This is a genomic window from Gammaproteobacteria bacterium (assembly GCA_032250735.1).
Taxonomy (GTDB): domain Bacteria; phylum Pseudomonadota; class Gammaproteobacteria; order SZUA-152; family SZUA-152; genus SZUA-152.
In genome coordinates this window covers 39,592-63,454 of the sequence record JAVVEP010000006.1, presented here as the reverse complement: position 1 = coordinate 63,454, position 23,863 = coordinate 39,592, and the positions used below count along the sequence as shown (strand labels likewise).

The following is a 23,863-nucleotide window of genomic DNA, read 5'->3' as shown; positions in this document are numbered from 1 at the left end:
TCACTTCACAACCCCAGGCGCTTCATCGCATCCAGCAGGGCCTTGTGATCGGGATTCGCCTCCAGCGCGGACTCCAGCACATTCAGTGCATCAGCCTTGTTGCCCATCTGCCACAACACCTCACCCAGGTGGGCGGCGATCTCCGGGTCTTCAATCAGGGACAAGGCCTTGCGTAAATACTCCACCGCCTTGGCGTGATTGCCCAGTCGGAAGTGCACCCAGCCCATGCTATCGATAATGGCCGCATCCTCAGGCTCAACCTGCAGGGCGCGCTCGATGAAACCCAGGGCCTCCTCCAGTCTCTCGGTGCGGTCCGCCAGGGTGTAACCCAGGGCGTTAAGCGCCTGCGCATTGCTCGGTTCGCGTTCGATGATGGCCCGCAGGTCCTGCTCGGCCAGCTCCAGTTGGTCGGCCTTTTCTGCCACCAGCGCGCGCGCATAACGCAGGGAGGTGTCGTCGGGTATCGCCTCCAGCTTTTCGGTGAAAAACTCCAGCGCCTGCTGATACTGTTCGGCCTTGCGTAACAGCTCACCCTCGACCAGATACAGCCTGACCTGCTCCTGCTCATTGGCAACCCGCAGGGACTGCAGGTGTTCCCGCGCCTGATCCAGCTCACCCTGTTCCGCCAGCAGACTGGCCGCGCGCGACTGGGCGCTGAGATAGTATTCCCCGTGCCGCACGGCAAAATAATGCTTGAGCGCCGTCTCCGGCTCGTTTTTCTGTTCGTGGACGCGGCCCAGATAATAATTCGCCTCCAGCATACGCTGTCCCAGACGCAACACACGGGTCAGACGAAGCTGCGCCTTGTCCAGGTCGTTCAACTGCAGGGCAAGCACACCGGCCGCGTAATGCACCTCGGCATTGCGTGGCGCACGCTCGGCCAGGCGTTCAAACTCGTCACGCGCCTTCTCCAGCTGCTTGACCTCGGTCAACAGCCGCGCATAACTCAGGCCCACCGTGATGTCGTCACCCAGCCCAGCGTCGCGACGGGCCTCGAGGTAGTCGATCGCGCCATCCTTGTCACCCTGTAAGGCCAGGATGCGCGCCTTCACCACCACGGCCGGCGCCCAGTCCCTTTTCAGGTTCAGGGCCTTGTCCACGGAGTCCGCCGCCAGATCCAGCCGGGCCTGATGCAGGGCCAGCTGACTGTGCCCCAGCCAGGCGTAGGGATTATCGGTCTGGCCGGCCACCAGCTCATCCATTACCGACAGGGCAGCCAGCGGGTTTTTGTCCCGCGCCAACTGTCCGGCAATCTGCAGGAAACCCCGATCAGGCTGATCGGCGGAAAGGGCAATATACTGCTGGTAATGCGTGACCGCCTCGGGGGCCCGGCCAAAGGCCAGCAACAGCGGCGCCAACACCTCGCGGGCACTGGCATCCGCAGGGGCCATCCTCACCCACAATTCCGCGGCCTCCAGCCCCTGCTCCAGCGCCTGCGCGAAAATGGCGACACGGGCGGCCCGTTCCGCCACCTTGACGTCCTGCGAGGCCCTGGCGGCGGCCAGATAATTGGCGACGGCCACGCCGATCTCGCCACGCTGCCCCGCCAGCTCGGCGACCAGTAGCTGGTACAGGACCTGCGGCGGGAAATCGGCCGATTGCAGGTCGTCTGCATCCGGCATCGACGCGGCGGAGTTGACCGGGGAAGAGCCATCGGATGGACCGGTGGTGGCACAGCCCGTTGCCAGCAACGCGAGGGCCAGCGCCAGTAGCAATAGGGAGGGCCTCATGACTACCCGTCGCCGGTTAAGGACCGGGCCTTTCAACACAGATGCCTGCAAAAAAAATACTCCCAAAATAGATCACTCCAGTATCAAGGTATGCACAACCGCGCACCTTACTATGACAATCAATGCCTTTGCGCTATGACAATCAACGCCCTCACGCCCCTGCATTCTTGGCAGCCTGTCACCGGCCACCCACTCAGACCATCAGCCGTCCATCTCGTTCACGCCATGATGAACCGGACGCGCTGCCGCCCACCGGTGCAGTGAACTCTGTACCGCGAATGCCGCATCGAATGGCTGCAACAACAGATTGTGCCGCGAAAGATCACTCGCCTGGACGCGGGGCCGGACCAAAAACGGCCGGACATACTCTCGTCGGATTCCAGCCGGAAGGGCCGGGGATCGGCTCGATGTACCGGTCCTCTTGTATTCGCGCCCCAGTTCGCTCAGAATTTGCCGCTCGATTGAGGTTTCACTGCTACGTATGTCTCTTTTAGCCTTTGGCATTAATCACAAGACTGCCCCTGTAGATATCCGGGAACGCGTGGCGTTCGCGCCGGGCAAGCTGGTCGATGCCCTGAAAGACCTGGTGTCCAGCGTTAAAATCCAGGAGGCCGCCATTGTATCGACCTGCAATCGCACCGAATTGTATTGTCATTCCGGAGTGGGGTCTCACAAAAACGAGATCATTGTTAAATGGTTTCGAGAATATCACAAGCTCGAAAAGCAGGACATTGAGCCCTACCTCTTCCTGCACCCGAACCAGGAGGCCGTGCGCCACATGCTGAGGGTCGCCAGCGGACTGGACTCGCTGGTGCTGGGCGAGCCGCAGATTCTCGGCCAGATAAAAGACGCCTATATGACCGCCACCCAAGCCGGCACCATGGGCGGCCAGCTCGACCGCCTCTTTCAGCACACCTTCTCGGTCGCCAAACAGGTGCGCACCGACACCGCCATTGGCGCCAGCGCCGTCTCCGTCGCCTTCGCGGCGGTCAGTCTCTCCAAACAGATCTTTGATGAATTCGACCAGCGCACCGCGTTGCTGATCGGCGCCGGCGAAACCATCGAACTGGCCGCGCGCCATCTTCACCAAAGCGGCATCGGGCGCATGATCATCGCCAACCGTACGCTGGAAAATGCCCATGCCCTGGCCCAGGAGGTCGGCGCCTATGCCATCTCCCTGCCGGAGATCACCGATCATCTGGCCGAGGCGGACATCATCATCTCATCTACCGCCAGCCCGCTGCCGATCCTCGGCAAGGGCAGCGTCGAAAGCGCCCTGAAAAAACGCAAGCACAAACCCATGCTGATGGTCGACATCGCCGTGCCCCGCGACATCGAGCCCGAGGTCAGCGAGCTCAATGACGTCTATCTCTATACCGTCGACGACCTGCAGGACATCATTCAGGAAGGCCTGCGTTCCCGCCAGGAGGCCGCCCTGCAGGCCGAAGAGATTATCGACACGGAAGTGTCACACTTCATGCACTGGCTGCAATCGCTGAACGCCGTTTCCACTATTCGCGCCCTGCGCGAAAATGCCGAGACCCAGCGTAATGAAGAAGTGGAACGCGCCGTGCGCCTGTTGCACTCTGGTAAAGACGCCGAACAGGTGCTCGCCGAAATGGCCAGCCGCCTCACCAACAAGCTCATCCACGAGCCCAGCGTGCAACTCAAAAAGGCCGGTTACGAGGATCGCAAAGAGGTCTTCGATGTCGCCCGCGAATTGTTCGACCTCAAAGATCACGAGCATTAGCTCGGCGTGCCCTCCGGTTGCCCGGCCGCAAATGCACCGGCGCCAACTGACCCTTCGTAGCAGGCCTTTTTACCGCTACCGTTTGTAACGATACTCCCCTGGCACCCTGATACTGAACCCTGATACTAAACCCTGATAAATCGCCCCCATGAAACCATCCGTCCACGCCAAGCTTGAAACCCTCTCCGAACGCCTCGAAGAGGTCGGCGCCATGCTGTCTGACCCGGGCGTGATGTCGGATCAAAACCAGTTTCGCGATCTTTCCAGGGAATACTCACAACTCAGCCCGGTGGTGAAATGCTTCAAGAGCTACCAATCCACGTTAGACGATATTGTTGAGGCCGAGGCCCTGCTCAAGGACAGCGACGCCGCCATGCGTGAAATGGGCGAAGAGGAATTCAAGACGGCAAAGACCCGGCGGGATCAGCTGGAGATCGAGTTACAGAAATTACTGCTGCCCACCGACCCGCATGACGACAGCAATATCTTCCTGGAGATTCGCGCCGGTACCGGCGGTGATGAGGCCGCCCTGTTTTCCGGCGACCTGTTCCGCATGTATTCCCGCTACGCCGAGCGCCGACACTGGCAGACCGAGATCGTCAGCGAGCATCAGGGCGAGCACGGCGGCTACAAGGAGATCATTGTCCGCATCGTCGGCCAGGGGGCTTATTCCCGGCTCAAATTCGAGTCCGGCGCCCATCGGGTGCAACGCGTGCCGGAAACCGAGTCGCAGGGCCGCATTCACACCTCGGCCTGCACCGTAGCGGTGATGCCGGAGGTGGCCGAGGTGGAACAAATCGAGATCAACTCGGCCGACCTGAAGGTCGACACCTTTCGCGCCTCGGGCGCCGGCGGCCAGCACGTCAACAAGACCGATTCGGCGATCCGCATTACCCACCTGCCCACCGGCACCGTGGTGGAATGCCAGGATGAGCGCTCACAGCACAAAAACCGGGCGCGGGCCATGTCGCTGTTACAGGCGCGCATCACCGCGGCCAAACGTGAGAAGCAGGCGGCCGAACAGGCCCAGACCCGCAAGTCACTGGTCGGCTCCGGCGATCGCTCCGAACGCATTCGCACCTACAACTATCCGCAGGGGCGGGTCACCGATCACCGCATCAATCTCACCCTCTACAAACTGGAAGAGATCACCCACGGTGATCTGGATCAGATCATCGAGCCGCTGGTGAACGAACATCAGATTCAGCAGCTGGCAGAATTGAGCGACGACTAACATCCGTCATGGGCAAAGCCAGCCACAGTACCGGCGGTATCCGCGACATCCTGCAGGCGGCGCAGCAGCAGTTAGGCGCGCACACTACGGCGGACGAGGCCCGACGGGAGGCCGAAATACTGCTGGCCTACGCGCTCCGCCAGAGCCGCAGCTTTTTATACACCTGGCCGGAACACGCACCGCAGCCGGAACAGTCCGCCGCATTTCTGACCCTGCTCGCTCGCCGCTGTGCCGGTGAACCCATCGCCTACCTCACGGGCGAGCGTGAATTTTGGGACATGACACTCCGCGTGACGCCCGCCACCCTGATTCCCCGCCCGGAGACCGAGACCCTGGTGGAACAGGCGCTGGAGAGGATTCCGCCGCAGGCCCGCTGGCAGATTGCCGATCTCGGCACCGGCAGCGGGGCCATTGCCCTGGCCATCGCCCGCGAACGGCCGGGCTGCCGGCTGGTGGCGACGGACCTCTCCGCCGCGGCGCTGGCCGTTGCCGGCGACAACGCCGTGCGCTACGCGGTGCCCAATATCCGTTTTGTCGAGGGGGCCTGGCTTGCGCCACTGGCGGACACACGCTTCGAGATGATCATCTCCAACCCGCCCTACGTGCATCCCGACGACCCCCATTTGCAACAGGGCGACCTGCGCTTTGAGCCGCTGTCGGCGCTCCACTCCGGCCCGGATGGCATGACGGATATTCGCACCATCGGCGACACCGCCCGCCAGCACCTGCATGCCGCGGGCTGGCTGTTGCTGGAACACGGCTTTGATCAGGGTCCGGCGACCCGTGCCTGCCTCACCGGGCTCGGCTACCGGCAGGTACAGACCATCGAGGACCTGGCGCACCAGCCACGCGTGACCCTGGGCTGCTGGCCCGGTTAATCCCCCACCACCCGCGCTCCGCCCCGCATGCACGCGCACCCCACTTTCGCATAGAATTTGCGCCGTTTTCGGGCTAGGATCAGTGCATGGATCCGGCACACATCGATTTCATCAAGCAGCACGAAATCCACTTCCGCAACGAGGACCCCGCCGCCAACGATGCGCGCGAGACCCTGCGCCTGCTGATGGGAGTGTCCGGCATCGCGGATATTCGCGCACTGACGCCACAGTGCATCCAGGTGCGGTACGACCTTCGCCAGATCAGCCTGCAGGTGATCGAGACCGCGCTCTCGGAGGTCGGCTATCACCTCGACAACAGCCTGCTCAGCAAGATGAAACGCGCACTGTTCTACTACACGGAAGAGACCCAGCTGGTGAACTGGGGCTACCAGCACGATCAGGCCAGCTCCACACTCGACATCTTCGTCAGCTGTTACCATCAGCGCCAACACGGCTGTCGTGACCAACGACCGGAGTATATGCGGCATTATCTGTAAACCCTTGCCGGCGGCAAGCTCCCGACCCCGAGCTGTCGACACGCACCCGCCCTCAACCCACCCGGCCTGCCGCCCGCACGCCAGCAGCCAAGACCCGCACTAGCCAACACATGAACGACGAGCAACTCCTCCGCTACAGCCGACAGATCATGCTGCCGCAATTCGACATTGCCGGACAGCAGCGCCTGCTCGCGTCAAAGGTGCTGATCATCGGCCTCGGCGGACTGGGTTCGCCGGTGGCCATGTATCTGGCGGCCGCCGGTGTCGGCCGCCTGACCCTGGTCGATGATGACGCCGTCGACCTCACCAACCTGCAACGCCAGATCCTCCACACCCAGGCCGACATCGGCCGCGCCAAGGTGGAATCCGCCGCCGACACGCTGCGCGCCATGAATCCCGACATCGAGGTGATCACTCGCCAGCAGCGACTCAGCGGCGCCGAGCTCCATGACGCGGTGCAGCAGGCGGATCTGGTGATCGATGCCAGCGACAATTTTGCCACCCGTTTTGCCATCAACCAGGCCTGCGTCGACACCCGCACCCCGCTGGTCTCCGGGGCCGCCATCCGAATGGAGGGTCAGGTCTGTGTTTTTCTCAACCGTCGACCTGGCCACAGTCCAGGCCACGGCCCCGACTCACAGGATGAACAGGCCGCCTGCTACCGCTGCCTCTACGATGACATCCCCGAGGCCGCCGCCACCTGTAGCGAAAATGGCGTGTTGTCGCCCGTGGTCGGCATCATCGGCAGCATCCAGGCGACCGAGGCGATCAAACTGCTGGCGGGCATCGGCACCCCGCTCGCCGGACGACTGCTGACCCTGGATGCGGCCAACATGGAGTTTCGCGAAATCCGCCTGCGCCGCGATCCGTCATGCCCCGTCTGTGCCGGGAAATAGCCCACCATGCCTCCGACCCGCGAGACCATCGAACTCCCCCGCCGCATCGCCAATCAACTACTGGAACAGGCGCTCGGCGCAGCGGATCGGGAGATCTGCGGACTCATCGCCGGCCACGCCGGCCAACCCTGCCAGTGTTATCCGGTCGACAACGTGGCCACCGCACCCCAGCATCAATTTCAACTCGACCCCCAACAACAGATCGCGGCCCTGCGCCAGATGCGGGAACAGGGCCAGACCCTGTTCGCAATCTATCATTCACACCCCACCACCCCGGCCAGCCCGTCGCTCGCGGATAGCGAGCAGATGCAGTACCCGGATGCCCTGTACCTCATCATCTCACTGCACACCACCGGCACCCTGCAGCTGCGCGCCTATCGCTTTATCGACCACCGATTCCAGGGTACGAATGTCCACATCGGCGAGTCCGCGTGACGCCGTTTCACGGTCGCCTGGAATCGCCGTACTCTCCCTACAAAGTCCACAGTGCCTAACCGGACTTTGGTCACAATAAATTCTGAAGAGCTTTTCTGTTTGTCCGATAAACAAATTAGACCGGAAAAACGCCGGGGCACAGGCCAGATGCAACCATGGCGGTTGTTTCTGGTCTCATGTTAGGGCGACAATGAAAATCTCGGCAACGTCATATTGACGTCATGACGGTATATATAGAAAGGGGTATGAAATAATGAGAAACGACAAGGGTCACCGCTATGGCGTCATTGTTGCCGCACTACTGTTGTCACTCGCCCTGGCCGCCGGCGCTACGGCCGTAGCGGCCACCGAAACACCACCGGCCGACAGCGAGGCCGGTGATGACGTGTTAATGGGGGCGGGCGCCCATTTCGCGTGGATCCTGTTCAATGCCATCAAGGCCGATCTCGAAGCCAAGACCGGCCGCAAAACCATCCTCTTCGGCGAGAACTCCATGTTGGGCGTGGGCTGTAATGCCGGCATCAAGGCCGCCAAGCAGGGCGCCAGGAATCGCGAGACCTTCGGTTTTGTGTGCTGCCCCCTCAGCGATGAGGAAATCGAAAAGGAACAGCTCATCGTCTATCCGCTGGCGATGGAACCCATTCTGATCCTCACCCATGAAGACAACCCCATCGACGATCTCAGCGTAGAGCAGGTGCGCGCCATTTTCCGTGGCGATCTGCTCAACTGGTCACAGGTCGGCGGCCCGGACAAACCCATTGTGGTGGTCGCCCGATTGCACTGTAAGGAACGCCCCGGCCACTGGAAAACCATTCTACCGAGCCACAAGGAATTTCGTCAGGAAAAACTGACCGTCAAAAGTGCGGCCGCGATGGTACAGAGGGTCAGCGACTTTAGCGGCGCCATCGGGCACACGGGCGCCACCTGGGAGTTTTCGCCAGAAGACAAGGTCAAGATTGTCACCGTCAATGGCGTCAAACCCACGGCCGAGAATCTGGCTAACGGCAAATATCTGTTTTCTCGTCAACTTTCCGCCATTACCAACCGGCAACCCTCGGCGGATGTCGTCAAGCTCATCAAGGAAACCCAGACTGGTGAAGCCTTTCGCCGCGTGGCAAAAAAATACGAACTACTACCACTAAATCCGCTGTAACCCCCTACAACCGTGCCTGACAACCGCGTACTATTGCCCCGTGAGCACAAGCCGTTGCGAAGCGACGCTGAGACAGTCCTTACCCGAGACGAGCCAACAAGATAACGTATATCGCATGTTCACCACTTATCGCGCACGCCTGATTTTTTACACCTTTCTACTGGTCGCCTTTCTGGTGGCAACGCTCGCCTATACCTATATTTCGTCGCGCAACGTCATTCTTGAGCAGGCTGAACGCAACACACTGAGCACTGCCCGCCTCCTGAGCGGCAATATCGAGATGGAAGAAAACGAGCTACTGCATTACGCCGAAGTCATACGTGACGACCCACGCATCCAGGAATACATGTTCATGGTGACCAAGGTCGGTGTGGAAGTGGACGCCCTGGCGCAACTGTTCGACCGCAATTTCGGCTGGCTACCCGTGGAGCGATTTGTATTTGTCGATCTCACGGGACGGGCCCAGCTCAATGCAGACTCTTCCGACCTTGCCACCGCCGTGCAGGAACACATCCAGCACTCCTCCAATGAAATCTTTTATTTTCAGGGCAAAAACGGCCTGGAACTGGTCGCCTGGGCCAACATCACCTACCAGGACACGCTACTCGGCACGATCGCCATTACCCACATCCTCAACAGCGGCTGGTTATCGCAACACCAGAGCTATACGGGCGGCCACCTGTTTATTGAAAAAAACAATACCATCCAGCTCAGCAGCCTGCCGGAAAGCGAAGGCAAGACCTTTCTTCCCAGCAACAACAGTATTGTGGTCAATGGTGAGATCTATCAGGTGCGCGCCATTCCCCTTTCCAGCGAGGGCATGAATACCCCTCACCTATGGCATGGCATTTCCGAGCAGGAGGTCCTCGACCAGCTCGACAAGCACAGCCGACTGATCTTGCTGCTGGCCATTCTGGGCAGTGCCGCAATCCTGTTCATGGGTCTGGCGATTGCGCGCAACTTTAATCGACCCCTCAGGCAGCTAATGCAGATCACCCATGCAGTCACCCAGGGCACCCTGCCGGTGATGGGCAAGTCGGTGGAGACCAACGAGATAGACGCCCTGGCAAATCAGTTTTCGGAGATGTTGCAAAGCCTGCGGGAAAAACAGGAAGAGATTGATCGCGCGCACAAACGGCTGGAAGAATCGGCGATCACCGATTCACTCACCGGCCTGTTCAATCGACGTTATCTGAAACAGGTGTTCCCCAAACTGCTCGCCCAGACGCAGCGGGAAAATCACTATCTCACCGGCCTGATGCTGGATATCGATCACTTCAAAACGATCAATGACCGTTATGGCCACCTTGCCGGCGATCAGTGCCTTGCACATATCAGCAGTTTGCTGAAAGAGTTTTCGCGCGCCAACGATTATGTGTTCCGCATGGGCGGTGAGGAATTCCTGATACTCAGTCTCGCCGATGCGCCACAGGGAGGGGAGGTGCTTGCCGAAAAAATCCGCGCCACACTAGAGGTGCAGCCCGTCACCTACAAACAGACAATCATCAAGATGACTACCAGCATCGGCGTTAGCCTAACCGATAATAGCCTGAATGCTGATGCGGCATTGACCAACCTGCTGTATCACGCCGACAAGGCGCTGTATGCCGCAAAAAATAATGGCCGCAATCAGGTTGTCGTCTATACCGCCGAGCAACAGGGCGCACCGCTATTACGGGATACGGCACTCTGACCCGAGCATAACCCGGACCTGAAATGATCACTGCGAACTTTTCGGGGTCGCCGCCACGATGCCGTCCGCAAACAGGGCCGCAACATCCACCGCGTCGAACGCATAATGCTGACGGCAAAATTCACAATCCACCTTCACCGCCCCCTCTTCCAGCAACACCGACTGCACCTCAGCCTCCCCCAGCATGCGTAGGGTGTTCTGCACACGCTCACGCGAGCAGCTGCAGCGAAACGCGACGGGCAGCGCAGAAAACAGTCGCACATCTTCTTCATTAAACAGGCGGTGAATAATTTCATTGACCGGCAGCGCCAACAATTCTGCATCCTTCACCGTATCCGCCAGATACACCAGACGCGGCCAGGCATCCTCATCAAGGCTGTCATATTCCTCTTGCTGCGCCGGCAGCCGCTGCAGCAACATACCGGCAGCGGCCTGCCCATCGGCCGTCAACCACAGCCGCGTCTCCAGCTGTTCCGAGTGTTGCAGATAATGCTCAAGTGACTGCGCAAGACTGTCACCGATCACCTCGACAATACCCTGGTAACGTTCACTCCGGTTTCTGCCATCCTGCGCATCCTGTTGCAGGGTGATCGCCACCACGCCCTTGCCCAGCAATGCGTTCAAGCCGACGCAGTGATCCACATCACCCCGCCAGTGGATCAGGCCCCGCAACAGACGCTCACTGGTGCACTCCACCAGCCCCAGCGTCACCGGTCCGTCACCCTTCAATTGCAGGGTCAACTTGCCGTTAAATTTCAGGGTGCCTATCAGCAACACAGCCGCGGCCATCATCTCACCCAGCAGGCCGCGCAGCACCGGGGGATATTCATGACGATCCAGCACCTGTTTCCAGCTGGCATCGAGATGCACGACCTCGCCACGGACATCGAGGTTTTCAAACAGGAAATTACTCAGGGAATCGGATCTAGGCGACATCAAAAATATTCCGGCCAGTTGCTGGTTAGCCAGACAGGCTTTTTAGTGGTCCTTCAGTTTTTGCTCAAGCAGGCCATTGACCTGTTGTGGATTGGCCTTTCCCTGGGTGGCCTTCATCACCTGGCCCACGAAGAAACCAAACAGCTTATCCTTGCCGGCCCGGTACTGTTCCAGCTGGCCGGGATTATTGGCGATGATCTCATCGATAATCGGTTCGATAGCGCTGTTGTCGGTGATCTGTTTCAGGCCCCTGGCCGCGATCACGCTGTCGGCATCACCCTCGCCATTCCACATCGCCTCAAACACCTCCTTGGCCATCTTGCCGGAGATGGTGTTGTCGGCGATGCGCCTGATCATGCCACCCAGCATCGCGGCACTCACCGGACTGTCGCGCAGCGGCAAGTCGCTTTTGTTGATCGCGCCCATGAGTTCACCGCTCACCCAATTGGCGGACAGCTTGCTTTCGCCGCCGGCGATCGCGAACACGGCCTCAAAATATTCCGCCAGCTCGCGACTCGCCGTCAGCACCCCGGCGTCATAGGCGCTCAATGACAGGGTTTGCATGTAACGGCGTCTCTTTTCGTCCGGCAGCTCGGGCAGGGTGGCCTTCACCGCCGCAAGGAAGGCCTCCTCAATCACCACCGGCAATAGATCCGGATCGGGAAAATAACGATAATCGTTGGCCTCTTCCTTGCTGCGCATGGAACGGGTTTCATTCCTGTCCGAATCATACAGACGGGTCTCCTGCACCACCCTGCCGCCGGATTCGATCACATCGATCTGTCGTTCGACCTCGATCTCAATGGCCTTTTCCACAAACCGGAACGAGTTGATATTTTTCAGCTCGGCACGGGTACCGTATTCCTTCTGCCCTTTGGGGCGCACCGACACATTGGCATCACAGCGGAACGAACCCTCCTGCATATTGCCGTCGCAAATTTCCAGATACTGCACCAGGGAGTGGATCTTTTTCATGTAGGCCACCGCCTCCCTGGCGGAACGCATGTCCGGCTCGGAAACAATCTCCAGCAGTGGGGTGCCCGCGCGATTGAGATCAATCCCGGTCATGCCGTGAAAATCGCCATGCATGGACTTGCCGGCATCTTCTTCCAGGTGGGCGCGGGTCACGCCGATCAGCTTGGTCGAGCCATCGTCCAGCTCAATCTCCAGCGAACCCTTCTCGACGATCGGCAATTCCATCTGGCTGATCTGATAGCCCTTGGGCAGATCGGGGTAGAAATAATTTTTACGCGCAAACACCGAACGACGGGAGACATTGGCGCCGATCGCCAGGCCAAACTTGGCCGCCATGCGCACCGCCTCCTTGTTCAGCACCGGCAACACCCCGGGCAGGCCCAGATCCACCGCACAGGCCTGGGTATTCGGTTCCGCACCATAGGCGGTGGAGGCGCCGGAAAAGATCTTGCTGTTGGTGGCGAGCTGGGCGTGAATCTCCAGACCGATCACGACTTCCCATTGCACTGCTGATTGCATTTTTGATTGCATGATGTCCAACCTATTCAAAGCCGGCCGGCGCACGTGTATGCCAGTCCGTCGTTTGTTGATACTGATGCGCCACATTCAACAGCCGCGCCTCATCAAAGTAATTGCCGATCAGCTGCAGGCCCACCGGCATGTCACGACCATCGGTATTCACAAACCCGGCGGGGATCGACATGCCCGGCAGGCCGGCAAGATTGGTTGCGATGGTGTAGATGTCGGACAGGTACATGCTCACCGGATCACTGGCCTTGGCGCCCAGCCTGAAGGCAACATCCGGAGATGTCGGTCCCATGATGACATCCACCTTCTCGAAGGCCTGCTTGAAATCATTACTGATCAACTGACGCAATTTCTGCGCCTTCAGATAGTAGGCATCGTAATAACCCGCCGACAGGGCATAGGTGCCGATCATGATGCGGCGCTTCACCTCCGGCCCAAAACCCTCGCCACGCGAACGTTTGTACAGATCCTCGAGATCCCGCGGATTGTCACAACGATGACCGAAGCGCACCCCATCAAATCGCGACAGGTTGGACGAACACTCCGCCGGCGCAACCACGTAATAGGTCGGCACTGACAGATTCGAGTTAGGCAGGCTGATCTCGACCAGCTCCGCACCCATGGCTTGATACTGTTGGATCGCTGCATCAATCACCGCAGCCACCTCGGCATTCAGCCCCTCATCAAAATACTCTTTTGGCAGACCAATTTTCAGACCCTTAATGTCGCCATTCAGCTGCGCGGTATAATCCGGCACCGGCTGTTCGACGCAGGTGGAATCACGCGCATCGAAACCGGCCATGACATTCAATATCCACGCTGCATCCTCGGCACTGCGCGTCATCGGGCCGGCCTGATCCAGACTGGAGGCGAAAGCGATCATGCCGTAACGCGATACCCGCCCGTAGGTCGGCTTCAACCCGGTGATGCCGCACAGCGCCGCCGGCTGACGAATCGAACCACCGGTATCGGTGCCGGTGGCAAAGGGCGCCAGTCGTGCCGCCACCACCGCCGCCGAGCCACCCGATGAACCCCCCGGCACCGTCTGCGTATCCCAGGGATTTCTCACCGGGCCGTAGTAGCTGGTTTCGTTGGACGAGCCCATGGCGAACTCATCCATGTTGGCCTTGCCCAACATCGGCATGCCCGCCTGTTTTAATTTTTCGACCACGGTCGCATCGTAGGGCGAAATAAAATTGTCCAGCATCTTTGAACCGCAGGAGGTCTTCACGCCCTGGGTGCAGAAAATATCCTTGTGCACCATGGGAATCCCCGTCAGCGCACCGCCCACACCCTGCGCGCGGCATTGGTCTGCGGCATGTGCGGCCTGCATCGCCTCATCGGCGGTCAGGGTCACCAGGGCATTGAGGCTGCTGCCCAGTGTTTCGATGCGATCGAGATAGGCGCGGGTCAGTTCCGCGGAAGAAAATGCGCCCTCGGACAGGCCTCGGGATAGCTCGGCAATGGATTTGTTGTGCATATGAATTCAGATCCAGAAGGAAAGAGAAAAGAAAAAAAGGCGAAAAAAGGAATAGAGAAAAGAGGAAAGAAAAAAAGCAAAGAAGACCAGGTTGTTTTCTTTTATCTTTTATCTTTTATCTTCGCCCTGTTCCCTGCCTTTATTCAATAACCTGCGGCACCAAAAACAGACCCGCCTCAACCTGCGGCGCATTGGCCTGCAACAGTTCACGCTGATTCTGCTCGGTCACCACATCCTCGCGCAGACGCTGTTGGGCATCCAGCGGATGGGCCATGGGGCTGACGCCCGCCGTGTCCACGGCCGACATCTGTTCCACCAGACCCAGAATATTGCTCAGCTCGCGGGCGTACTCCGGGACATCGGCCTCAGCGATACCGAGCCGGGCAAGGTGGGCGATTTTTTCGATGTCTGCTCTCTGTAGCGACGGTTTTGACGACATGCGCGATTCTCTGAAAGGTATGTAATAAAGGGCAAACGGGGCCAGACCAAAAAAGAGTGCAGAATTTAGCATAAATGCGCCACGGCCCATAGTCCGCTGGGGGCGTTAAACCCGCATGTTATCTTGCTGAAACCCCCCAGCATTGTTACATTAACGGCAATCTCTAGGATGATGGCCCGATAGCCATCCCCTACAATCCCTAACTGCGACAATAAGAGCGATTATAAAACATTATGTTTGCACGACTACGCGGCCTGTTTTCCAATGACCTGTCCATCGATCTCGGCACCGCCAACACCCTGATCTATGTCAAGGGACAGGGTATCGTCCTCAACGAACCCTCGGTGGTGGCGATCCGCATGGAGCGCGGCACCGGCAATCCGAAAAAGATCGCGGCGGTGGGCCTGGAGGCCAAACGCATGCTGGGACGCACGCCGGGCAACATCCAGGCCATTCGCCCCCTGAAGGACGGCGTGATCGCCGATTTCACTGTTACCGAAAAGATGCTCCAGCATTTTATTCACAAGGTGCATCAGGACAAGTTCAAATTTTTCCACCCCAGCCCACGCGTACTGGTCTGCGTCCCCTGCGGCTCGACCCAGGTGGAGCGTCGCGCGATTCGCGAATCGGCCGCCGGCGCCGGGGCGCGCGAGGTCTACCTGATCGAGGAGCCCATGGCGGCGGCCATCGGCGCCGGACTGCCGGTCAATGAGGCCAGCGGCTCCATGGTACTGGACATCGGCGGCGGCACCACCGAGGTGGCGGTGATCTCGCTCGCCGGTATCGTCTATTCGGCATCGGTGCGTATCGGTGGCGACCGCTTCGACGAGGCCATCATCAATTACGTGCGACGCAACTACGGCACCCTGATCGGTGAATCCACCGCCGAGTACATCAAAGAGACCATCGGCAATGCCTATCCCGGCGACGAGCTACGCGAGGTGGAAGTGCGTGGCCGCAATCTCGCCGAGGGCATTCCCCGCAGCTTCACCCTTAACAGCAATGAAATCCTCGAGGCCCTGCAGGAGCCACTGTCCGGCATTGTCAGCGCGGTAAAAACGGCGCTCGAGCAGACCCCGCCGGAACTGGGCGCCGATGTCGCCGAACGCGGCCTGGTGCTCACTGGCGGTGGCGCGCTGCTCAGGGATCTCGATCGACTGCTGATGGAAGAGACCGGCCTGCCGGTGATTGTTGCCGAAGACCCGCTCACCTGCGTGGCACGCGGCGGCGGTCGGGCGTTGGAGATGATTGACGAAATTGGCACCGACCTGTTCACCTCCGAGTAAACCCCCGATCACGCAGCGCGGCCGGGCATCGGCCACAGCATTTCCACGCCACGGGCTTCCAGGGCGACGCGGAGGAGCAAGGCAATAAAACCGCTATTCATACAGGGGCCATCCATCACCACGCGACTGGTGGTGCTGGCCATCCTTTCCATACTGATGATGTCTGTGGATCATCGCCAGCATCACCTGGAGGGTATCCGCGGCACACTCTCGCTACTGGTGTATCCCCTGCAATTCATCGTTAACCTGCCTGTCGCGGCGTCAAACTGGGTCGGCGAAAGCCTCGCCAGCAGGGAGACCCTGCAGACCCAGAATGCGCGCCTCGAAATGCAACAAACCCTGTACAAGGCCAAGCTCCTGAAACTGCAATCACTGACGGCAGAAAACCTGCGTCTGCGTGAACTCCTGCAGTCTTCCAAAAAGTTCAACGAACGCGTGCTGATTGGTGAACTCCTCTCCGTGGATCTGGAGCCCTTTACCCGCCAGGTGGTGATCAACAAGGGCAGCCGACATGAGGTCTACCTCGGCCAGCCGCTAATGGATGCCGAGGGCGCGATGGGACAGATTGTGCACCTCGGGCCCTTTTCCAGCACCGCCATGCTGATCACCGACGCCAACCACGCCATCCCGGTACAGGTGAATCGCAACGGCCTGCGCGCCATCGCCCTGGGCACCGGCGCACCGGACCGGCTCGACCTCCCCTATCTGCCGATCAGCGCCGACATCGTGGAGGGCGACCTGCTCACCACCTCGGGACTGGGCGGACGCTTCCCTCCCGGCTACCCGGTGGCAATGGTGACCAGCGTGCACAAAGATCCCACCCTGCCTTACGCGGTGATATCGGCCGTGCCGACGGCGCAGCTGGAACAGTCCCGAGAGGTGCTGCTGGTGTGGCACGACCAGACCCCGGATCAGGCAGACCCCGCTGGCGATACCGCAGCAGGGGCAAACCCGCCATGACCGTCAGCGCCCGCGAGGTATCATGGCCTCGAACATAGCCCGCCACCACGGCGGCGCCACCATTGTGATCAGCCTTGTCTTCGCCCTGCTGCTGCAGATGATCGCCCTGCCCGACTGGGCAGTATCCCTGCGCCCGGACTGGCTCGCCCTGGTGCTGGTGTATTGGTGCATCGCCCTGCCGGAGCGAGTGGGGGTCGGCATCGGCTGGTTCACCGGATTAATCCTGGACGTCGCCAACGGCGCGCTACTGGGCCAGAATGCGCTCGCCCTGGCCATCGTCGCCTACCTGGCCATACGCCTGCACCAGCGGATTCGCCTGTTTCCCCTGTGGCAGCAGTCGGTGAGTGTCCTGCTGCTCATCACGCTGCATCTGATGCTGGTATTGTGGATCCGGGGTAGCGTCGGCCAATCCTCGGAGACCTGGGCCTACTGGCTACCGGCGCTGACCAGCCTGCTGGCATGGCCGCTGGTATTCACTGTGTTACGTGGCCTGCGCCGCACCTACCGTGTGCGTTAAACCACGGAGAGCCTGAGAGTCACAAACCGACACCCGCGGCATCTTTACTGAGCACCTCAAATACCCCATATGGCCTCCAGCAACACCATCAAAGACCACTTTCGCGAGACCCGGATGTTCACCAGCCGCGCGGTCATCGCCCTGCTGTGCTGTATCGCCCTGCTGGCCCTGCTGCTGGTGCGGCTGTTTGATCTACAGGTACTGAAACACGCCACCTATGCCGTACTGTCCGACAAAAACCGCATGCATATCCGCGCCGTGCCCCCGACCCGCGGCCTCATCTATGACCGCAACGGCATCTTGCTGGCCGAGAATCTGCCGAGCTTTCAACTGGAGGTCATCGCCGAACAGGTCGAGGATCTGGATGCCACCATCGCCGGGCTACGTGAGCTGATCGATATCAGCGACGACAATATCAGCACCTTCAAACAAAGCCTGCAACGCAGCAAGCGTTACAAACCCATCGCCCTGCGTGAACGGCTGTCGGATGCCGAGGTCGCCCGCTTTGCCGTCAATCGGCACCGCTTTCCCGGGGTCGATACCGTCGCCCACCTCTATCGCCACTACCCCTTCAATGGCCGCGGCGTCCATGCCCTGGGTTACGTGGGGCGGATCAGCGAGCAGGAATTACAGAGCATCGACAACGACAATTACGAGGGCAGCGACTACATTGGCAAAACCGGGGTCGAGCGCTTTTATGAAGACCTGCTGCATGGCGAGGTCGGCGTGGAACGCGTCGAGACCAACGCCCAGGGCCGCACCCTGCGGGTGCTGGATCGCGACGCACCGGTACCCGGTCTCAATCTCTACCTTAGCCTGGATGCCGAGCTGCAGCGCATTGCCGAGACCGCCCTGGGAGAGGACAACGGCGCCGTGGTGGCCATCGATCCCACCGATGGCAGCGTGCTGGCACTGGCCAGCATGCCCACCTTCGACCCGAACCTGTTCGTCGCCGGCATCGACAGCAAAACCTATCGCGCCCTGCAGGATTCGCCCGACCAGCCCATGTTCAACCGCGCCATCCGCGGCCGCTATCCGCCGGGCTCCACGGTCAAACCCTTCATCGGCCTGGCGGGGCTGGAATACGGCCTGATCGACCCCAACACCACCACCTACTGTCAGGGGTGGTACTTGCTGGATGGTGACGAACGCAAATACCGCGACTGGAAAATCACCGGCCACGGGCCGATGGACCTCTCCCATGCCCTGATCGAATCCTGTGACGTGTATTTTTACGACCTGGCCCTGACCCTGGGCATCGATCGCCTCTCGCAGTTTCTGGAGCCCTTCGGTTTTAGCGACATCACCGGCATCGACATCAGCGGCGAGCTCACCGGCCTGGTGCCCACCCGCGCCTGGAAACGCCGCGAAAAACGGCAACCCTGGTATCCCGGCGAGACGCTCATCACCGGCATCGGCCAGGGCTTCTTCCTGACGACGCCCCTGCAGCTGGCCACCGCCACCGCCGCCCTGTCACACTACGGCAGCCAGCTCCGCCCACGACTGGTGGCCGCCACCGAAGACCCCGGCAGCGGCGAAAAGGTATGGCTACCCTCCATCCCCAATGTCGCGGTGCCGGTGGGCAACCCGGACAACTGGAACTACATCATCCGTGCCATGACCAAGGTGGTACACAGCTCGCACGGAACAGCACGACGCATCAGCCAGGGCGCAAATTTCAAGATCGCCGGAAAAACCGGCACGGCCCAGGTGTTCGGCATCAAGCAGGATGAGAAATACGTCGAAGAGGACATCGCCAAGAAACTGCGCGACCACGCCCTGTTTGTCGGTTTCGCCCCGGCGGATCGGCCCCGCATCGTGGTGGCGGTGATCGTCGAGAACGGCGGCAGCGGTGGCGCCGTGGCCGCACCCATCGCCCGACAGGTCATGGACGATTATCTGAACCGGATACTCCCCGCTGAGGCCCTGCCCATCACCCCGGCAAACACAGCGGACACCACCACAACGGAGCCGACGACATGAACCTGTTCGAGGCCCGCGCCGAGGTCCTGCAGGCCAACCGCCGCACCCTGGCGGAACGCCTGCACCTCGATGTGCCGCTGTTATTGTGTCTGCTCGCGCTGGCGACCATCAGCCTGATCATGCTGTTCAGTGCCAGCGGCCAGAAGATCGATGTCATCTGGCGACAGTCCGTGCGCCTGGGGGTGGGCTTTTTTATCATGCTGGTGCTGGCGCAATTAAATCCCGCCCCCCTCAAACGCTGGACCCCCTGGATATTCACTCTGGGCGTTATCCTGTTGCTGGCGGTGCTGTTGTTTGGTGACGCCAGCAAGGGGGCGCAGCGCTGGCTGGACCTCGGCCTGTTCCGCTTCCAGCCCTCGGAGATGATGAAACTCGCCGTGCCCATGATGGTGGCCTGGTATCTCAGCGACCATCCCCTGCCGCCCAGCCTGCAGCGGCTGGCCTTTGCCGGCCTGATCATCGTCATCCCCACCCTGCTGATCGCCAGGCAACCGGACCTGGGCACCGCACTGCTGGTGGCCTGCGCCGGCATCTTTGTGCTGCTGTTTTCCGGCATCTCCTGGCGGTTGCTGTTTGTATCAGGGGCGGGGCTGGCGGCCTGCGCCCCGGTGGTATGGCACTTTATGCACGACTATCAGCGCCAGCGCGTGTTGACCTTCCTCAATCCCGAACAGAATCCGCTCGGCGCGGGCTATCACATCATCCAGTCAAAGATCGCCATCGGTTCCGGCGGACTGTATGGCAAGGGCTGGCTCAACGGCACCCAGTCCCAGCTCAATTTCCTGCCCGAGCGCTCCACCGATTTTATTTTTTCCGCCTACGCCGAGGAGTTTGGCCTGTTCGGCATTCTGGCGTTACTGGCGGTGTATCTGCTGGTCATCATGCGCGGTCTGCTGATCGCCAGTCAGGCGCAGGATACATTCACCCGTCTGCTGGCCGGCAGTCTGGTGATGACCTTCTTCATCTATATTTTCGTCAACATCGGCATGGTAACCGGCCTGTTACCCGTGGTTGGCGTGCCCCTGCCGCTGGTCAGTTACGGCGGTACATCAATGGTGACCCTGATGGCCGGTTTCGGTATCCTTATGTCCATCCACACGCACCGCAAACTATTGCCGCGCTAAATGCCTCCACCCAGATCGAATAAAACACCATGAAACTGAACCTGCGCACAATTTCCTATTCCTGTATTTTCAGCGGCCTGTTGCTGGCAATGCCCGCCGGCGCCAGCACCGCGCTCGACGAGCAGATTGTTTCCGAGCGTGAAGATGTCAAAACCTTCATCAAGGAGATGGTCGACAAACACAGCTTCGATGCAGAAAAGCTGACCGCCCTGTTCAGGGACGTCACCCTGAAACAAAAGATCATCGACGCCATCAGCCGCCCGGCCGAGGGCAAACCCTGGCATCAATATCGCCCCATCTTCGTCACCGACACCCGCATCAATGAAGGCGTCACCTTCTGGAACGAGAACGAGGCCACACTGCAGGCCGCGGAACAGGAATACGGCGTACCACCCGAAATCATCGTCGCCATCATCGGCGTCGAAACCCGTTACGGCCGGCACAAGGGCGGCTATCGGGTGATGGACTCGCTCTCCACCCTGGCCTTTGCCTATCCCAAACGCGGCGAATTTTTCCGCAGCGAGCTGGAACATTATCTGTTGCTGGCCCGGGAAGAGGCGCTCGATCCCATGCAGATCACCGGCTCCTACGCCGGGGCAATGGGCAAGTCACAATTCATCTCCAGCAGCTATCGCCACTATGCGGTGGACTTCGACGGCGATGGCAAACGCGACCTCTGGAACAACAATGCCGACGCCATCGGCAGCGTCGCCAATTATTTCAAACGTCACAAATGGCAGCCCGGCGGCCCCGTGGCGACACCGGCCATCGTCGGCAGCAACCACATCCAGCTGCTGGTGCAGGAAGGCTACAAACCCCACAGCACCCTCGCCGAACTGCGCAAACGCGGCGTGACCGCCAAGACCAAAGTGGACCTTGGGGAACTTGGCGCCCTCATCGAACTCGAACTGGCAGTGGGCCGTGAATACTGGATCGGGCTCAACAACTTTTATGTGATCACCCGTTATAATCACAGCCCACTGTATGCCATGGCTGTGCATCAGCTGGGTCAGGCCATCATGAAAAAACGGAACGAGGCACTTAGCGCCAGCGCAAAATGAACCTTTGTTTTCGAATAAACAGTTTTCGAATAAACGGTTTTCGAATAAACGATTTTCGAACAACCGGCTTCACCGATCCTGCGGCCCGCCATTCTGGCGCCGTCCAGCGACAGCTTCGGGCCACACACCTTCAGCACCGGCTGACGGTCATCTTGCTGATCAGCATCGCGCTCAGCGCCTGCGGCTCACTGCCGCACAGCCGTTACGGCTTTGCACAGGACAACGCGCCGGCAGAACAGATCGATCACCAAGGTGTTGCCGACGCCATCCCCCGGCACGAACCACGCAGCAAATACGGCAACCCCAAAACCTACGTGGTGCAGGGTCGACGCTACACCGTGCGCGACACCGCCCGCGGTTTTCAGCAGACCGGCATCGCCTCCTGGTACGGCACCAAATTTCACGGCCATCGCACCTCCAGCGGCGAGACCTATGACATGTATGCCATGACCGCGGCACACAAAACACTACCCCTGCCGGTTTACGTAGAGGTACGCAATCTGGACAACGGCCGGAAAATTATTGTGCGTGTCAATGATCGCGGCCCCTTCGCCAGCGGTCGCATCATTGACCTCTCTTTCGTGGCGGCAAAAAAACTCGGCATCACCGAAAAGGGAACCGGCCGCGTGGAGATCCGCGCGATTGAACCCGACAACGCCACACCCAGCTCACAGAACGTGGCAACCAGCCCCGTCACAACCGGTACCACCGGCTCCGCCACTACACTCGCGGCTACGGGCCAGCTCTATCTACAGGTCGGCGCCTTCACGGATCACAACAACGCCACCCAGCTGGTCAACCGACTGATGGCCAGCACTGCAGAAAATGTGCTGATCAATCGCAAGGACACCGGCGCCTACAATGTCTACCAGGTGCGCATTGGCCCACTGCAATCGGAAGCGGATGCACAACGCCTGCGCACCACGCTCGAACCGCTGGGACTGGACAGCCCGAACCTCGTTGTGGATTAGGCCGGAAATGGCTATGATTTGCACCACACCGGCTAAACGAAGCCGATAAAAACCGCGGCTTTTTACCCGCAGCATTTATCTTATCTGCCACAGTTTATCTAACCCATCACGTTTCATTCATACACAACAGTCGAGTCTTTCAATGCAGCATATTATTCACAAGTCCCGGGCCCTATTCGCCGCGCCACTCTTTTTACTTACCCTGGCCACCGCCCTGTTTTTCAGCGCCATCGCCCCCGGTGAGTCCGCCACCCTTATACCCGACACACCGAAGATCAAGGCCAAGGGCTACCTGCTCATCGACTTCAACAGCGGGCGGGTGCTGGCCGAAAAAGAATCCGACCAGCGTCTGGAACCGGCCAGCATTACTAAAATGCTGTCGTCCTATGTCTTTGCAAATGAACTGGCCAAGGGTTCTATCTCACTGAGCGATGAGGTACGCATTAGCGAGAAGGCCTGGCGCATGCAGGGTTCGCGCATGTTTGTGGAGGTCGGAAAAAATGTCAGCGTTGAAGACCTGCTGAAAGGCGTCATCGTCCAGTCCGGCAACGATGCCACGGTGGCCCTGGCCGAACATATCGCGGGCAGTGAAGATGCGTTTGCATCCCTGATGAACCAGCACGCCGCAGAGCTGGGCATGGTCGACAGTCATTTTGTTAACAGCACCGGCCTGCCGCACAAAAACCATTACACCACGCCACGCGACATCGCCCGGCTGGCGACCGCCTTGATTCGTGATTTTCCCGAACACTACAAACAGTATTCGATCAGGAGCTTTACCTTTAACAACATCACCCAATACAACCGCAACAAATTATTGTGGCGCAACAATACCGTGGACGGCATCAAGACCGGACACACCGATGCGGCCGGCTACTGCCTGGTGGCTTCCGCACTGCGGGATGACATGCGATTGATTTCCGTGGTGCTCGGCACCAGCAGCGAAGAATCCCGCGCTGCCGAAAGTCAGAAACTACTCACCTACGGTTTCCGTTTCTTTGAAACTCACAAACTCTACGAGGCCAATGCGCCACTGACTACCGCGCGCATCTGGAAAGGCACACAGGAGCAGCTGGAGCTGGGTCTGGAACAGGATCTTTACCTCACCATACCCAAAGGCCAGTACAAGAATCTCGACGCCAACATGAACCTCGATGCACGCATTGTCGCACCGGCGAAAAAAGGCCAGTCGTTTGGCTCGGTGAATATCAGCCTGAGTGACGAGCAATACGCCAAACGGGAATTAGTCGCTCTCACCGACATTGAGAAGGGCGGCCTGGTGGATAGTCTCATCGACGAAATCAAGCTGTTGTTTGAATAATTTTCACCGCTACCTA

Annotated in this window: 23 protein-coding genes; 17 read left to right on the top strand and 6 right to left on the bottom strand. The window is 59.7% G+C overall.

What is annotated here, in order from left to right:
- Positions 1-5: 5 nt before the first annotated feature.
- Positions 6-1,730: a tetratricopeptide repeat protein gene (locus RRB22_05345; GenBank protein ID MDT8383821.1), complete on the bottom strand. Its 1,725-nt coding sequence runs from the start codon at positions 1,728-1,730 to the stop codon at positions 6-8.
- A 481-nt stretch (positions 1,731-2,211) separates the two neighbouring features.
- Between RRB22_05345 and hemA the strand changes: the two genes are divergently transcribed.
- The 8 genes from hemA (at position 2,212) to RRB22_05305 (ending at position 10,266) form a co-directional block, all read left to right on the top strand.
- Complete coding sequence (gene hemA, locus RRB22_05340) at positions 2,212-3,480, top strand: glutamyl-tRNA reductase (GenBank protein MDT8383820.1); 1,269 nt, start codon at positions 2,212-2,214, stop codon at positions 3,478-3,480.
- A 148-nt stretch (positions 3,481-3,628) separates the two neighbouring features.
- Positions 3,629-4,714, top strand: a complete 1,086-nt coding sequence (prfA, locus tag RRB22_05335) for a peptide chain release factor 1 (GenBank protein ID MDT8383819.1) — start codon at positions 3,629-3,631, stop codon at positions 4,712-4,714.
- A gap of 8 nt (positions 4,715-4,722) precedes the next feature.
- Positions 4,723-5,592 carry a peptide chain release factor N(5)-glutamine methyltransferase gene (gene prmC / locus RRB22_05330; protein ID MDT8383818.1) on the top strand — a complete coding sequence of 290 codons (870 nt, stop codon included), beginning with the start codon at positions 4,723-4,725 and terminating at the stop codon, positions 5,590-5,592.
- Positions 5,593-5,678: 86 nt separating this feature from the next.
- Positions 5,679-6,089, top strand: a complete 411-nt coding sequence (locus tag RRB22_05325) for a hypothetical protein (GenBank protein MDT8383817.1) — start codon at positions 5,679-5,681, stop codon at positions 6,087-6,089.
- Between the two features lie 110 nt (positions 6,090-6,199).
- Complete coding sequence (locus RRB22_05320; GenBank protein MDT8383816.1) at positions 6,200-6,985, top strand: molybdopterin-synthase adenylyltransferase MoeB; 786 nt, start codon at positions 6,200-6,202, stop codon at positions 6,983-6,985.
- Positions 6,986-6,991: 6 nt separating this feature from the next.
- Complete coding sequence (locus RRB22_05315; GenBank protein MDT8383815.1) at positions 6,992-7,420, top strand: M67 family metallopeptidase; 429 nt, start codon at positions 6,992-6,994, stop codon at positions 7,418-7,420.
- A gap of 253 nt (positions 7,421-7,673) precedes the next feature.
- A complete protein-coding gene (locus tag RRB22_05310) occupies positions 7,674-8,573 on the top strand; it encodes a substrate-binding domain-containing protein (GenBank protein ID MDT8383814.1) in 900 nt (299 codons plus the stop codon).
- A gap of 115 nt (positions 8,574-8,688) precedes the next feature.
- Positions 8,689-10,266, top strand: coding sequence for a diguanylate cyclase (locus RRB22_05305; protein MDT8383813.1), 1,578 nt, complete (start codon positions 8,689-8,691; stop codon positions 10,264-10,266).
- 27 nt (positions 10,267-10,293) lie between these two features.
- On the opposite strand, the gene hslO is transcribed toward RRB22_05305, so the two are convergent.
- Genes hslO through gatA form a run of 3 tightly spaced genes read right to left on the bottom strand, consistent with a single transcriptional unit; the run spans position 10,294 to position 14,185 of the window.
- The gene (hslO, locus tag RRB22_05300; GenBank protein ID MDT8383812.1) at positions 10,294-11,202 is read right to left on the bottom strand and encodes an Hsp33 family molecular chaperone HslO; all 909 of its coding nucleotides are present in this window, start codon (positions 11,200-11,202) and stop codon (positions 10,294-10,296) included.
- Between the two features lie 42 nt (positions 11,203-11,244).
- Positions 11,245-12,684 carry an Asp-tRNA(Asn)/Glu-tRNA(Gln) amidotransferase subunit GatB gene (gene gatB / locus RRB22_05295; GenBank protein ID MDT8383811.1) on the bottom strand — a complete coding sequence of 480 codons (1,440 nt, stop codon included), beginning with the start codon at positions 12,682-12,684 and terminating at the stop codon, positions 11,245-11,247.
- A 34-nt stretch (positions 12,685-12,718) separates the two neighbouring features.
- Positions 12,719-14,185: an Asp-tRNA(Asn)/Glu-tRNA(Gln) amidotransferase subunit GatA gene (gene gatA, locus RRB22_05290; protein MDT8383810.1), complete on the bottom strand. Its 1,467-nt coding sequence runs from the start codon at positions 14,183-14,185 to the stop codon at positions 12,719-12,721.
- Here gatA and RRB22_05285 point away from each other — a divergent pair, their 5' ends adjacent.
- Positions 14,186-14,335: a hypothetical protein gene (locus RRB22_05285; GenBank protein MDT8383809.1), complete on the top strand. Its 150-nt coding sequence runs from the start codon at positions 14,186-14,188 to the stop codon at positions 14,333-14,335.
- Here RRB22_05285 and gatC read toward each other — a convergent pair.
- Positions 14,325-14,624 (bottom strand): Asp-tRNA(Asn)/Glu-tRNA(Gln) amidotransferase subunit GatC, encoded by a 300-nt coding sequence (gene gatC, locus RRB22_05280; protein ID MDT8383808.1) that lies wholly within the window; start codon positions 14,622-14,624, stop codon positions 14,325-14,327. The two genes, RRB22_05285 and gatC, sit on opposite strands and share 11 nt — an antisense overlap.
- Positions 14,625-14,857: 233 nt before the next feature.
- On the opposite strand from gatC, the gene RRB22_05275 reads away from it, so the two are divergent.
- Positions 14,858-15,910, top strand: a complete 1,053-nt coding sequence (locus tag RRB22_05275) for a rod shape-determining protein (GenBank protein ID MDT8383807.1) — start codon at positions 14,858-14,860, stop codon at positions 15,908-15,910.
- Between the two features lie 8 nt (positions 15,911-15,918).
- On the opposite strand, the gene RRB22_05270 is transcribed toward RRB22_05275, so the two are convergent.
- Positions 15,919-16,062 carry a hypothetical protein gene (locus RRB22_05270; GenBank protein ID MDT8383806.1) on the bottom strand — a complete coding sequence of 48 codons (144 nt, stop codon included), beginning with the start codon at positions 16,060-16,062 and terminating at the stop codon, positions 15,919-15,921.
- Here RRB22_05270 and mreC point away from each other — a divergent pair.
- The 7 genes from mreC (at position 15,995) to RRB22_05235 (ending at position 23,847) form a co-directional block, all read left to right on the top strand.
- On the top strand, positions 15,995-16,870 hold the full coding sequence (mreC, locus tag RRB22_05265; GenBank protein MDT8383805.1) for a rod shape-determining protein MreC: 876 nt from the start codon (positions 15,995-15,997) through the stop codon (positions 16,868-16,870). The two genes, RRB22_05270 and mreC, sit on opposite strands and share 68 nt — an antisense overlap.
- 22 nt (positions 16,871-16,892) lie before the next feature.
- A complete protein-coding gene (mreD, locus tag RRB22_05260; GenBank protein MDT8383804.1) occupies positions 16,893-17,387 on the top strand; it encodes a rod shape-determining protein MreD in 495 nt (164 codons plus the stop codon).
- 69 nt (positions 17,388-17,456) lie between these two features.
- The gene (gene mrdA, locus RRB22_05255; GenBank protein MDT8383803.1) at positions 17,457-19,370 is read left to right on the top strand and encodes a penicillin-binding protein 2; all 1,914 of its coding nucleotides are present in this window, start codon (positions 17,457-17,459) and stop codon (positions 19,368-19,370) included.
- On the top strand, positions 19,367-20,494 hold the full coding sequence (gene rodA, locus RRB22_05250; protein ID MDT8383802.1) for a rod shape-determining protein RodA: 1,128 nt from the start codon (positions 19,367-19,369) through the stop codon (positions 20,492-20,494). Before mrdA ends, rodA begins: the two co-directional genes overlap by 4 nt.
- Positions 20,495-20,523: 29 nt before the next feature.
- On the top strand, positions 20,524-21,555 hold the full coding sequence (gene mltB / locus RRB22_05245) for a lytic murein transglycosylase B (protein ID MDT8383801.1): 1,032 nt from the start codon (positions 20,524-20,526) through the stop codon (positions 21,553-21,555).
- 152 nt (positions 21,556-21,707) lie between these two features.
- Positions 21,708-22,526, top strand: coding sequence for a septal ring lytic transglycosylase RlpA family protein (locus tag RRB22_05240; GenBank protein ID MDT8383800.1), 819 nt, complete (start codon positions 21,708-21,710; stop codon positions 22,524-22,526).
- A 142-nt stretch (positions 22,527-22,668) separates the two neighbouring features.
- The gene (locus RRB22_05235; protein ID MDT8383799.1) at positions 22,669-23,847 is read left to right on the top strand and encodes a D-alanyl-D-alanine carboxypeptidase family protein; all 1,179 of its coding nucleotides are present in this window, start codon (positions 22,669-22,671) and stop codon (positions 23,845-23,847) included.
- Positions 23,848-23,863 lie beyond the last annotated feature (16 nt).